This is a genomic window from Yersinia vastinensis (assembly GCF_902726565.1).
GTDB lineage: Bacteria > Pseudomonadota > Gammaproteobacteria > Enterobacterales > Enterobacteriaceae > Yersinia > Yersinia vastinensis.
This window is the reverse complement of sequence record NZ_CACVAF010000014.1, coordinates 39670-52363: the sequence shown is the minus strand read 5'-3', so window position 1 is coordinate 52363 and position 12694 is coordinate 39670. Positions and strand designations below refer to the sequence as shown.

Genomic DNA, 12694 nt, shown 5'->3' with positions numbered 1-12694 from the left:
TCTGACGAATGAATCGGTATTATTGAGTGTTAGCCAGGAAAGCCCTAATCAACCTGCCACGCCAGCGTGGTAGGTTGTAAAACTTCATTACATTCAGCGTGGTGGCCGCTGCGCCCGGTGTGATTCGGTTGCAATGGTGGGAAGGGAGAGTTTTTAGGGCATAAAAGTAAAAATCCCGGCCAGTTGGCCGGAAGCTTATATAGCTATATCTATATTGCGTTTAACTATAAATAAATAAATCAATATCTATCTCAGCCCCGACCTTGCTTATAAAAGCTAGTTTTTCCGTATTAAAATGCATTCCTGGTTTTTCACCATTTTCTATTTTAACTACAAGTGAAAAAATAAAGTTCACGTCATATTTACTTTTAATGGATTGTAACTGACTTTCTTTACCATTAAGCAATGTAATGATTTTATCTAATTGATCATTAATATCATAAGATACTTCATCACCCGTAGATAATTTCCAAGCAGTTTCAATGCTTGGCCTTTTCTTGCCATCAGGAATACTTCCCTTGATTTTTACCTCATTGGGCTGAAGGCATAGTTCTCGGGTAATATCATCAACATCAAAAGAGTCACCATAAATAGAGAAATATGCCATTACTGTTGTTTTATCCATAATAATGTCCTATTTAATGTACTCACCTGTAGATATACCTTCACCCTTGCCACTTTTCTTAAAGATCCAAAGTTGCCCCGAGTCTCTCTCTACATAGATATCATAATTGGAGTTTTTACCATCACCCAAAAAAATCTTCCTTCAAGACATGAGCATCTACGCCATTATTTTTTAAATACTTATCATCTGCCATTTTTATATTAGATGACTTTTCTGCCCCATTATCATAACCATCACTTGTCATATGATTTGATGAGTTGGACTAAAACAGTATTGCGAATGATTTTCATCTAGAGGAGCGATAACATGTCTTTAAAGGGTAAAGTGGCACTGGTAACCGGGGCCGGACAAGCACCGTTAATCGATGGAGGTTTGGTGTTCAGATAACTCAGGCTGCATCAGACCGCTATAAAAGCCAGCCATTGGCTGGTTTTTACTTTTATCTGCGGGCCTTTTATGGTTAAAAAATGTTCAACAGTAATGCGACTATCTGCTAAGTTATTATTTCACGCCTAATGGAAGGAGCATGCAGATGTCCCGTCTTACCGCGAAAGATTTCGCCCCTGAATTGCTCGAACTCTATGACTATTATGCCCACGGAAAGATTACCAAGCGGCAATTCCTTGAACTGGCGGCAAAGTACGCCGTCGGTGGCCTGACAGCAATAACCATTTTGGGCCAACTCAGCCCAAACTACGCGCTGGCTCAACAGGTGGAGTTCACTGATCCGGACATCGTTCCTTCCTATATCACTTATCCCTCACCTAATGGGCATGGCGAAGTGCGTGGTTATTTGGTTCGCCCGGCCAAAATGACTGGCCCATTGCCTGCGGTGGTTGTCGTTCACGAAAATCGTGGATTAAACCCCTATATTGAAGACGTCGCGCGCCGTGTTGCTAAAGCGGGTTTTATTGCCCTCGCACCTGATGGACTCAGCTCTGTCGGCGGATATCCCGGTAATGATGATAAAGGGCGTGAACTGCAACAGCAGATAGATCCGACCAAGTTGATGAATGATTTTTTTGCCGCAGTAGAGTTTCTCATGGCGAGCAAAGAAACCACCGGCAAGGTCGGTATTACGGGCTTTTGTTATGGTGGTGGAGTCGCTAATGCTGCCGCTGTCGCCTACCCCGAGCTTGCCGCAGCGGTGCCTTTCTATGGTCGTCAAGCGAAGTCAGAGGATGTCCCTCGCATCAAAGCCCCGCTATTGCTGCATTATGCTGAGTTGGATACCAATATCAACGCGGGTTGGCCAGCTTACGAAGAAGCCCTTAAAGCGGCGGGTAAAACCTATGAAGCCTATATTTATCCCGGGGTTAATCATGGTTTTCATAACGATTCAACGCCTCGTTATGACAAAGCTGCCGCCGATTTAGCTTGGGAGCGCACCATAGCTTGGTTCCAGCAATATTTAGCTTAAACAGGGAGTAGGCGGAGCTAACATTTACCTTATGCCGTTAGCTCGCCTTTCTGCCGCCATCAGCCATTTCAACATAATATGCAGATAATTCCGCTTAGCCGCCGATAAAACCTCATATTCATCCCCTCTAAGAGCCTACATATCCATCGGATACAAACGATTTCCATTCTCGTTTGCTGATGCAGATCAAAATCTCTCACTTTAGCTGTTGATCGAATGATTATTATTATCATTTAATTCATTATCTACAGCGTAATGAGCGGACTATGAATATTGATCTGATACCGTACCATGCCCAACCAGGAGCGCTGCCTTTTCCCAAGCGCTGGGCGACGATGCCATGGCGTGATAGCCGCCCCCTGCCTGCGGAGTCACTCCAAAGCCACTGGCAGTCACTGTTGCAAAAGGCACTACCTCGCAATAAGCGCTTGCTTTATTTACATATTCCATTCTGCGCAACACATTGTACTTTCTGTGGTTTCTATCAAAACCCGCTACAACCCGAAAGTACTGCGCGCTATACAGATTATTTGTTGCAAGAACTGAGTATGGAAGCCGATAGCCCACTATTGCAAGGCGGCCCTATCCACGCCGTCTACTTCGGGGGCGGCACACCCAGCGCTCTGTCTGCACAACAATTACACCGAATTATCAGCCAGTTACGTAAGTCCTTACCGCTTGCACCTGATTGTGAAATCACCGTTGAAGGACGAATTTTTAATTTTGACGATGAGCGGATTGATGCCTGTCTGGAAGCGGGCGCTAACCGTTTCTCTGTTGGCATTCAGACCTTTAATACCCGAATTCGCCAACGCATGGGCCGCAAGGCAGATCGTGATCAGGCCATCCGTTTTCTGGCCAATTTGGCAAGCCGTGATCGCGCCGCCGTGGTATGTGATTTGATGTTTGGCCTACCTCACCAAACCCCGGAAACCTGGCAAGAAGATCTGACTATCGTGCGCCAATTGCCGTTGGATGGTGTTGACTTATATGCCCTCAATCTATTGCCAACCACTCCTCTGGCCAAATCGGTGGAAAACAATCGGGTAGAGCTGCCGACACTCACCCAACAATGTGACTTTTACTGTAGCGGTGCTGATAGCCTCGCGCAGGCAGGCTGGCACCAATTAAGTAATAGCCATTGGGCGCGCACCACCCGTGAGCGTAACCTGTATAATTTATTGATAAAACAAGGAGCTGATTGCCTTGCTTTAGGCAGCGGTGCTGGGGGCTCTCTGCAAGGACACGCCTACATGCAGCACCGCAGTTTGGATAACTATTACCAATTAATCGATAGTGGGCAAAAACCACTGATGATGATGACACAAGCCAGTGGGGAGCACCCGTGGCGAGCCAAATTACAAAGTGGTATTGAAGTGGGCCGCTTGGATCTGAGCGAGTTAGTGGTGAATCCAAATCCTTTACTGCCCCTGATCGCGCAATGGCACCAGTCTCATCTTCTGAAAGATAACAGTTTTTGTCTCCGCCTCACTGACTGTGGGCGCTTTTGGGCCAGCAATATGATGCAGGCTCTGCAACAGCTTATCCCTTCACTTATTACAGCGGAAAGCCACTCATGAATACTCAATCATCGAATAAAACATTGCCACTCACCGAATTCCTTGCCACTCAACCGGACGGCACCCTAGAGCAAATTGCACAGGATTATCAGGTCAGTCCGCTGGAGGTTGTGCGCGCCTTGCCGGAACGGGTATTAGTGAGTGCAGACCAATTTGACAGAGTATGGGACAACATGACGGAGTGGGGAGAGGTCACCACATTAGTGCATACCACCGATATCATTTTGGAGCACAAAGGCCCCTTACCGAGTGGTTTTCACCGCCATGGCTATTTTAATTTGCGCGATAAACAAGGTCTTAGTGGGCATATTAGAGCACAGAATTGCCAAGCAATTGCCCTGCTGGAACGTCCGTTTATGGGGATGGCAACCGCCTCGGTACAGTTTTTTAATCAGCAAGGCGACATCATGCTAAAAGTGTATGTTGGCCGTGATGAACACCGTCAATTACGTGCTGATGGTCTTGCTGCTTTCCATCAGTTAGCACACCAGCTTCGGACAGAACAACAAGCCATCTCAGAAACGACTGAGGAAACCCCATGAAACCGTGGTTGATCTTTGGTGCTGGTCACGGTGTGGGAGCGCATTTGCTTGATTTGGCTAATCAACATGCCAATGCGGCATTAAATCCGCGCCCTGTTACCCTGTTGATACGCAACCCACAGCACGCAGAAGCACTGCGTAATCAGGGACTAACCGTCGTCTGTGGTGATGCCTGTGATCCGGGCAGCGTGCTCGAAGCTTGCCAATTAGCAGGCCCGGAAGCCGCTATTATTTCGACATTAGGTAGCCGCAGCGCCGACTACCAAGGCAACCGCGTGATCATTGATACTGCCGAGAAACTGGGCCTGAAGCGCATGCTTTTAGTCACATCGATTGGTTGTGGTGATAGCTGGCCAACACTCTCCCCTGCGGCCCGCGCCGCTTTTGGTCAGGCAGTGCGCGAGAAATCACTGGCCGAGAGTTGGTTACAAACCAGCACTCTGATTTATACCGTGATTCGGCCCGGAGGACTGCTGGACAAACCCGCAACTGACAAGGCCATACGTCTACAAACCGAAGCTCACGGCATGGTGACGCGCGAAGATGTAGCACGCCACCTCAGCCAGATGATTGAGGATCCAGCAACATATCACCAAATTTATGCGCTCATCGAGCCTGGATTAGCCCGTTAAGTAAAAGCAAGTTAACAATAAATATGTCTTGATGTAACATTGAGTCATGATTGATAATGCTTATCATATTGATAGTGGTTATCATTACCTTGTTAGTTATATGGATAAACAGTTGACTAAAACGCCAATATTGAACGACGAGCCTGCTGTCGACTCCCCGACGGCAAGCAAACCCTTGTCTGTCACCAGCGAACAGCTGCTGAGAGGGCATGGTGTGGCCTTTATCGTCCATCAGGGCGAGTGCTATCAACTGCGTCAAACCAAGGCCGGAAAACTGATACTGACTAAATAATATGCATCATTTATCTAGCGTCGCGAGGTTGCTGCAATGCCGTAGCCGCAAGACAAAAGAGATGATGCTCAATGCAAGCCACCCAGATTCTCGAATCAAGGCAGCCAGCAACCTATCTATTTGTTTGCATATTAATTATTTGCATAGAAAAAATATGGAGAATTGCCGACATGCCTCGTTCCACTTCCGACCGTTTCCGCTGGTCCCCACTCAGTTTGGCAATTGCCTGCGCCCTGCCTCTTGCTGTTCAAGCTGCTGATACCACCACCTCAACCAGTAGCAAAAAACACACCAGCGACACCATGGTTGTCACTGCGACAGGTAATGAGCGCAGTAGCTTTGAAGCACCGATGATGGTGACGGTGGTCGAGGCAAGCTCACCGACCAGTGAAACAGCCACGACTGCGGTAGACATGCTGCGTAAAATTCCAGGACTGACCGTCACCGGTAGCGGGCGCGTCAATGGTCAGGATGTGACACTGCGCGGCTATGGTAAGCAAGGTGTCCTCACCTTGGTTGATGGCATTCGTCAAGGCACGGATACTGGCCACTTAAACTCTACCTTCCTCGATCCCGCGCTGGTGAAACGCGTTGAAGTTGTACGTGGCCCCTCAGCCCTACTTTATGGTAGCGGTGCATTGGGTGGGGTGATTTCTTATGAAACAGTGGATGCGGCAGATTTGTTATCACCGGGTCAAAATAGTGGTTATCGCGTATACAGTTCCGCGGCAACTGGCGATCACAGCTTCGGTTTAGGTGCGAGCGCATTTGGCCGTACCGATGATGTTGATGGCGTACTCTCCTTTGGGACTCGTGACATCGGCAACATCCGCCAAAGCGATGGTTTTAGTGCACCAAATGATGAAACCATCAGCAATGTGCTGGCAAAAGGGACATGGCGTATTGATCAGGCTCAGTCGTTGAGCGCTAACCTGCGCTATTACAACAACAGCGCAATAGAGCCAAAGAACCCGCAATCCAGTGCAGCTTCTAGCACCAATGTGCTGACCAACCGCTCAACCATCCAGCGCGATGCTCAACTCAGCTACAACATTAAACCGCTCGACCAAGAGTGGTTGAATGCCACTGCGCAAGTTTATTATTCCGAAGTACAAATCAATGCGCGTCCACAAGGAGCTATTGGCACGATTGAGGAGAAGCGCAAGCAAACAACCGAAGGCGGAAAACTGGAAAACCGCACGCGTCTGTTTACTGACAGTTTTGCCTCGCATTTGCTGACTTACGGTACAGAAGCCTATAAACAGGAACAGACACCGGGCGGAGCCACGGAAAGCTTCCCACAAGCGGACATTCGTTTCGGTTCCGGCTGGCTACAAGATGAGATAACCCTACGTGATCTGCCAGTGTCTATTTTAGCCGGTACTCGTTATGACAACTATCGTGGCAGCAGCGACGGTTACGCCGATGTGGATGCCGATAAGTGGTCATCACGCGGTGCGGTTAGCATTATGCCGACTGATTGGCTGATGCTGTTCGGATCCTATGCTCAAGCATTCCGCGCCCCCACCATGGGCGAGATGTATAACGATTCAAAACACTTCTCTATTCCTATCGCGCCGGGAAGAGTGCTCACCAACTATTGGGTTCCCAATCCCAATCTGAAACCGGAAACCAACGAAACTCAGGAATATGGTTTTGGTCTGCGCTTTAGCAATCTGTTGATGGCTGACGATGATTTGCAATTCAAAGCCAGCTACTTCGATACCAATGCGAAAGACTATATCGACACCAAGGTGAACATGGCTGCCATGACCACCACCTCTGTGAATATCGATAGAGCAAAAATCTGGGGTTGGGATGCCACCATGAGCTACCAGACATCCTTATTTAGCTGGGATCTGGCCTATAACCGAACCCGCGGTAAAAACCAAAGTACCAATGCATGGCTCGAATCGATTAACCCGGATACCGTCACCAGTACCCTCGATGTACCGGTTGCCAATAGTGGTTTTGCGGTTGGCTGGATTGCCACCTTCGCTGATCGTTCCCAACCGTTAAGTACTGGCAAACGTCAGGCAGGCTATGGGCTCAATGACTTTTATGTCAGCTATAAAGGTCAAGAACAGTTTAAAGGCGTGACGACCACCGTGGTACTGGGTAACGCATTTGATAAAGAGTATTACGCACCACAAGGCGTGCCACAAGATGGCCGCAACGCGAAACTCTTCGTGAGCTATCAGTGGTAACGCATTGGAAAAAGATCGTCTGAAATAACACTTCCGGTAATTCAATCTGTGGATTACCGGATTATTATTTAACGCTGTCACCTGCATATAAAAAATCAATAGAATGAGGAAGTTATTATGAGCAAGTCAATATATGAGCAGTATGTTCAAGCCAAAGCCGATAATCCGGGCAAATATGCACGTGATTTAGCCACACTGATGGGCATTTCAGAAGCAGAGCTGACCCACTGCCGTGTTGGACATGACGCTAAACGCCTACATTCAGATGCCCGTGCCTTGCTGGCTGCATTAGAAGCGGTTGGTGAAGCCAAAGCCATCACCCGCAACACCTATGCAGTACATGAGCAAATGGGCCGTTATGAGAATCAACATCTGAATGGCCATGCTGGTTTGATCCTCAATCCGCGTCATTTGGATTTGCGTCTGTTCCTCAACCAATGGGCCAGCGCCTTTACGCTAACAGAAGACACACGCCACGGTGTACGCCATAGCATTCAGTTTTTCGACCATCAGGGCGATGCTTTGCACAAAGTATACGTCACGGAACAAACGGACATGGCCGCTTGGGATGCTTTGCTGGCGAAGTTCATTAGCGTAGAAAACCCAGAATTGCAGTTACAACCTTTGGGCACAACTGAGGTTACCGAACCGACCGCCACTGATGAGGTTGTTGATACTGAATGGCGCGCAATGACGGACGTGCACCAATTTTTCCAGTTGCTCAAGCGCAATAACCTTACTCGCCAACAAGCATTCCGCGCCGTGGGTGATGATCTGGCCTATCAGGTTGATAACAGCTCGCTGACACAACTGCTGAATATCGCCCAGCAGGAACAGAACGAAATCATGATCTTCGTCGGTAACCGTGGTTGCGTGCAAATTTTCACCGGTATGATTGAAAAAGTCACACCGCACCAAGAGTGGATTAATGTTTTCAACCAGCGCTTTACGCTACATCTGATTGAAACGGCTATTGCTGAAAGCTGGATTACCCGTAAGCCAACTAAAGATGGGTTTGTCACCAGTCTGGAGCTGTTTGCTGCCGATGGTACTCAAGTTGCTCAACTTTACGGTCAGCGTACCGAAGGGCAGCCAGAACAAAGCCAATGGCGTGAGCAGATTGCCCGCCTAAACAATAAGGATATCGCCGCATGAGACTAAGGTTGCTGTCACTCCCTTTCATTCTGTCACTGAGCGCTGGTCTGCTGCCGCTAACGACGTTAGCCGCAGAACGTATTGTCACCATTGGTGGTGATGTAACAGAAATCGCCTATGCACTGGGTGCGGGTAGCGAGATTGTGGCCCGTGACAGTACCAGTCTACAGCCTCAGGCAGTACAGAAGCTGCCTGATGTTGGTTACATGCGCATGCTCAATGCCGAAGGGATTCTGGCAATGAAGCCGACCATGCTATTAGTCAGTGAACTCGCGCAGCCTTCACTGGTGCTTAAACAAGTTGCTGACAGTGGTGTGAATGTAGTCACCGTACCGGGTCAAACCACACCAGAAAGCGTCGCCGTGAAGATAAACGCAATCGCTACAGCACTTCATCAGCAGGAAAAAGGGCAAGATCTGATTAATGACTATCAGCAACGCTTGAGCGCAGTGAATAACACGCCACTGCCGGTCAAAGTGCTGTTTGTCATGAGCCACGGTGGTTTAACGCCGATGGCTGCGGGCCAAAATACCGCGGCCGATGCCATGATTCGCGCCGCCGGTGGCAGCAACGCGATGCAAGGTTTCAGCCGCTATCGCCCACTGTCACAAGAAGGCGTGATTGCCAGCGCCCCCGATTTATTACTGATTACCAGTGACGGTGTGAGAGCACTAGGAGGGAATGACGGCATCTGGAAATTACCCGGTATGGCCCTAACGCCTGCGGGGAAAAATAAACGCCTGTTGGTTGTTGATGATATGGCATTGCTTGGCTTTGGCTTAGAAACGCCACAAGTGCTGTCGCAACTGCGTAAAGGCATGGAACAAGCGCAATGAATTGTCGAGTCCATCCACGCCTGATGTTGAGCATCTTGCTGATGATTCTCATTCTATTAGCGCTCGGCTCGGCCAACATGGGCGCATTGACGCTCTCATTTCGTACGTTATGGCATGCATCATTAGATGATGCCATGTGGCATATCTGGCTGAATATCCGCCTGCCCCGCGTGCTGCTTGCTGTCGTTGTCGGTTGTGCGTTGGCGGTATCCGGCGCCATCATGCAAGGGCTGTTTCGCAACCCACTGGCCGATCCCGGCCTGCTGGGCATCAGTAGCGGCGCGGCTCTGTGTGTCGGGCTGATTATCGTTATGCCATTCAGTTTACCGCCACTGTTAGCGCTTTATAGCCATATGGTCGGGGCCTTTATTGGCAGTTTGGCCATTTCTGCTATTATTTTTACTCTCAGCCGCTGGGGGCACGGTAATTTATCACGCCTTCTACTGGCGGGTATCGCGATCAATGCCCTGTGTGGTGCGGCTGTTGGAGTGCTGACCTATATCAGTGATGACCAACAATTACGCCAGTTCTCCCTGTGGAGTATGGGGAGTTTAGGTCAGGCCCAGTGGTCAACCCTGATGGTCGCTGCATCGTTAATCCTGCCTGCTTGTGTACTCGGTTTGCTGCAAGCACGCCAATTGAACCTATTGCAGTTAGGGGATGAAGAAGCGCATTACCTCGGAGTTAATGTGCGTCAGGCCAAGCTGCACTTGCTGTTACTCAGCGCAATATTGATTGGTGCAGCGGTAGCTGTCAGTGGGGTTATCGGCTTTATCGGGCTAGTCGTGCCGCATCTTATCCGTATGCGTATCGGGGCTGACCACCGTTGGTTACTGCCCGGAGCCGCCTTGGGTGGGGCTTGTTTGTTACTGACAGCGGATACTCTGGCGCGGACATTGGTCGCACCGGCAGAGATGCCGGTCGGGTTGATAACCAGCCTATTGGGTGGCCCTTATTTTCTGTGGCTGATTTTGCGTCAACGGGAGCAACGCAGTGGTTGATATAGCAGGTGTTAATAGGATAACGGCACCCGCCGCGTTATTAGAAGCGAGCCAGCTTTCCTACCATGTGCAGGGGCGAAAGCTTATCAATGACGTTTCACTGCACATTGCCAGTGGTGAAATGGTGGCTATTATTGGGCCGAACGGCGCAGGGAAATCCACCTTACTGCGTTTGTTAACTGGCTATCTGCCCCCCTCAGATGGCGAGTGCCAGTTGCTGGGGAAAAACCTCAATAACTGGCAGCCACAAGCATTGGCCCGCACCCGTGCGGTGATGCGCCAATACAGTGATTTGGCGTTTCCATTTAGTGTCAGTGAAGTGATTCAGATGGGGCGCGCACCTTATGGAGCCACGCACAATCGGCAGGCACTGCAAGAAGTCATGGCACAAACCGACTGTCTGGCGCTGGCACAGCGCGACTATCGCGCATTATCCGGGGGTGAACAACAACGAGTACAACTCGCTCGGGTGCTGGCACAACTGTGGCAACCGGAACCAACACCGCGCTGGTTGTTCCTTGACGAACCGACATCCGCATTAGATCTCTATCATCAACAACATACGTTGCGTCTGCTGCGTCAACTCACCCTCCAAGAACCTTTGGCGGTGTGTTGTGTGCTGCACGATTTGAATCTGGCGGCATTGTATGCCGATCGTATTTTGTTGTTGGCGCAAGGCGAACTCGTTGCTAGCGGTACGCCGGAAGAAGTGCTCAATGCCGAGACGCTGACCCGCTGGTACCAGGCCGATCTGGGTATTTCACGCCACCCAGAAACAGCCTTACCACAGATTTATTTACGTCAATAAGTCTCCGTCAAATCAAATGATACCAACCAGCCTATGGCTGGTTTTTTGCTACTTTCGGAGATTCCATTTCCGCCAGCAACTCATAAATCACTTTCCCCACTTTTTGTACTGCCCGTTCAATGTCTGACGTCATTGGTTTGCTGTAACTCAGTCGCAAACAATTACGGTATTTCCCCGACGCCGAACTGATAGATCCAGCGGCAACCTGTACACCAAGCGGTAATAAACAACGATTCAGACGCTGACTATCAAATCCGTGCGGTAATTCAACCCATAACATAAAGCTGCCTTGCGGCCTGCTTAGGCAGGTATTCGGTGGGAAATATTTCATCACCCAACCGGTCATAATGTCGCGATGGCGTTGGTATTGACGACGCATTCGGCGCAAGTGCTGCATGTAATGCCCTTGCTTAATAAATTCAGCCATGGCCAATTGAGGCAGCGAGGCCACTCGCCCGGCAGAGATATATTTCATGTGTAACGCTTTATCTAAATAGCGGCCAGGCGCAATCCAGCCAATACGTAAGCCCGGAGCGACTGTTTTCGAAAAGGAACTGCACAGCAATACCCGACCATCATCATCAAAAGAAGCAATCGTGGGAGGACGAGGATATTGATAAGCTAGAGCGCCATAGACATCGTCTTCAATAATGGCGATATCGTAGCGCTGGGCGAGTATTAGTAGCGCTTTTTTCCGTTCATCAGGCATGTTGTAACCCAATGGATTATTGCAAGTTGGAGTGAGCTGAACGGCCTTAATGGGCCATTGGTCCAAGGCCATCTCTAAGGCTTCCAAACTGATCCCTACCACCGGATCTGTAGGAATTTCAATGACCTTCATGCCCATCCCTTTCAGGGTTTGCATTGCGCCATGAAAACTGGGGGAATCAACAGCAACAATATCACCGGGTTGGCAAACAGCGCCAAGAGCCACAGCCAACGCACCATGACACCCGGAAGTAATAATAATATTTTCTGCTGATTGGTGATTACCACTGTCTAGCATCAAACGGGCAATTTGTTCACGCAACGCCAAGGAGCCATAAATGTTGTCGTAATCCAGCACTTCTTCACTCTGATGGAGGCTAACACGGCTCAACAGGCGACTCAGTATTTTAAGCCCTGGAGCAGAAAGATCCGGCGAACCAATACCCAGATAAAGGATATTTTCCTGCACGCTTCTTTGTAGGAAGGCCAGCGTATTTTCCCATTGAGAGATTTCTACTGGCCGCTGCGCGTGGGTGCATGTTGCAGGCAAGGAAGGCAGGTTTGAGCAGCAACGCACGAAATAACCCGACTTTGCACGTGCTTCAATCAGCAGGCGCTCTTCCAATTGCCGATAAGCCTGCTGGACAGTACTAATACTGACACCATGCTCGTCACTCAAAACTCTGACGGAAGGGAGCCGTTCACCTGCGCTATACAACCCTTCTTTAATCCGCTGACTAAGAATGTCAGCCAGTTGTTGGTAACGAGTCATTGATATCACCTAATCAGTAGCAACCAGTACAGATGGCATTAATTTCAACCATTCAGTTCATATATCTCATATCTGTATGGAAATAATAGCTCTAATTTGCATCTGTAATGTTTTAT

At 49.2% G+C, this 12694-nt stretch carries 13 protein-coding genes; 10 read left to right on the top strand and 3 right to left on the bottom strand.

Going from position 1 to position 12694, the window contains the following annotated elements:
* Positions 1 to 220 precede the first annotated feature (220 nt).
* Both HUZ92_RS17965 and HUZ92_RS20915 read right to left on the bottom strand, forming a co-directional pair.
* Positions 221 to 625 carry a DUF4279 domain-containing protein gene (locus HUZ92_RS17965; protein WP_050099714.1) on the bottom strand — a complete coding sequence of 135 codons (405 nt, stop codon included), beginning with the start codon at positions 623 to 625 and terminating at the stop codon, positions 221 to 223.
* 9 nt (positions 626 to 634) lie between these two features.
* Entirely contained in the window at positions 635 to 754 is a 120-nt protein-coding gene (locus HUZ92_RS20915) for a polymorphic toxin type 33 domain-containing protein (protein ID WP_164908404.1), read from the bottom strand.
* Between the two features lie 403 nt (positions 755 to 1157).
* Here HUZ92_RS20915 and yghX point away from each other — a divergent pair, with 403 nt between their 5' ends.
* The 10 genes from yghX to HUZ92_RS17910 all read left to right on the top strand — a co-directional run bounded on the left by yghX (position 1158) and on the right by HUZ92_RS17910 (position 11098).
* Complete coding sequence (gene yghX, locus HUZ92_RS17955; protein ID WP_050099712.1) at positions 1158 to 2045, top strand: YghX family hydrolase; 888 nt, start codon at positions 1158 to 1160, stop codon at positions 2043 to 2045.
* A gap of 266 nt (positions 2046 to 2311) precedes the next feature.
* The gene (hutW, locus tag HUZ92_RS17950; protein WP_050099710.1) at positions 2312 to 3625 is read left to right on the top strand and encodes a heme anaerobic degradation radical SAM methyltransferase ChuW/HutW; all 1314 of its coding nucleotides are present in this window, start codon (positions 2312 to 2314) and stop codon (positions 3623 to 3625) included.
* Positions 3622 to 4167, top strand: a complete 546-nt coding sequence (gene hutX / locus HUZ92_RS17945) for a heme utilization cystosolic carrier protein HutX (RefSeq protein ID WP_050099708.1) — start codon at positions 3622 to 3624, stop codon at positions 4165 to 4167. Before hutW ends, hutX begins: the two co-directional genes overlap by 4 nt.
* Positions 4164 to 4799, top strand: a complete 636-nt coding sequence (locus HUZ92_RS17940) for an SDR family oxidoreductase (RefSeq protein WP_145525578.1) — start codon at positions 4164 to 4166, stop codon at positions 4797 to 4799. Before hutX ends, HUZ92_RS17940 begins: the two co-directional genes overlap by 4 nt.
* Before the next feature lie 46 nt (positions 4800 to 4845).
* The gene (hemP, locus tag HUZ92_RS17935) at positions 4846 to 5091 is read left to right on the top strand and encodes a hemin uptake protein HemP (RefSeq protein ID WP_145579441.1); all 246 of its coding nucleotides are present in this window, start codon (positions 4846 to 4848) and stop codon (positions 5089 to 5091) included.
* Positions 5092 to 5261: 170 nt separating this feature from the next.
* The gene (locus HUZ92_RS17930; protein ID WP_145525574.1) at positions 5262 to 7298 is read left to right on the top strand and encodes a TonB-dependent hemoglobin/transferrin/lactoferrin family receptor; all 2037 of its coding nucleotides are present in this window, start codon (positions 5262 to 5264) and stop codon (positions 7296 to 7298) included.
* A 117-nt stretch (positions 7299 to 7415) separates the two neighbouring features.
* Positions 7416 to 8453, top strand: coding sequence for a hemin-degrading factor (locus tag HUZ92_RS17925; RefSeq protein WP_145579440.1), 1038 nt, complete (start codon positions 7416 to 7418; stop codon positions 8451 to 8453).
* On the top strand, positions 8450 to 9289 hold the full coding sequence (locus tag HUZ92_RS17920) for a heme/hemin ABC transporter substrate-binding protein (RefSeq protein WP_145579439.1): 840 nt from the start codon (positions 8450 to 8452) through the stop codon (positions 9287 to 9289). Before HUZ92_RS17925 ends, HUZ92_RS17920 begins: the two co-directional genes overlap by 4 nt.
* Positions 9286 to 10290 (top strand): FecCD family ABC transporter permease, encoded by a 1005-nt coding sequence (locus HUZ92_RS17915; protein ID WP_050099697.1) that lies wholly within the window; start codon positions 9286 to 9288, stop codon positions 10288 to 10290. The genes HUZ92_RS17920 and HUZ92_RS17915 overlap by 4 nt, the downstream gene beginning before the upstream one ends.
* A gap of 19 nt (positions 10291 to 10309) precedes the next feature.
* Positions 10310 to 11098 carry a heme ABC transporter ATP-binding protein gene (locus HUZ92_RS17910; RefSeq protein WP_145579445.1) on the top strand — a complete coding sequence of 263 codons (789 nt, stop codon included), beginning with the start codon at positions 10310 to 10312 and terminating at the stop codon, positions 11096 to 11098.
* Between the two features lie 31 nt (positions 11099 to 11129).
* Here the strand turns inward: HUZ92_RS17910 and HUZ92_RS17905 are convergent, their stop codons facing one another.
* Positions 11130 to 12578, bottom strand: a complete 1449-nt coding sequence (locus tag HUZ92_RS17905; RefSeq protein WP_050295944.1) for an aminotransferase-like domain-containing protein — start codon at positions 12576 to 12578, stop codon at positions 11130 to 11132.
* Positions 12579 to 12694: the final 116 nt, after the last annotated feature.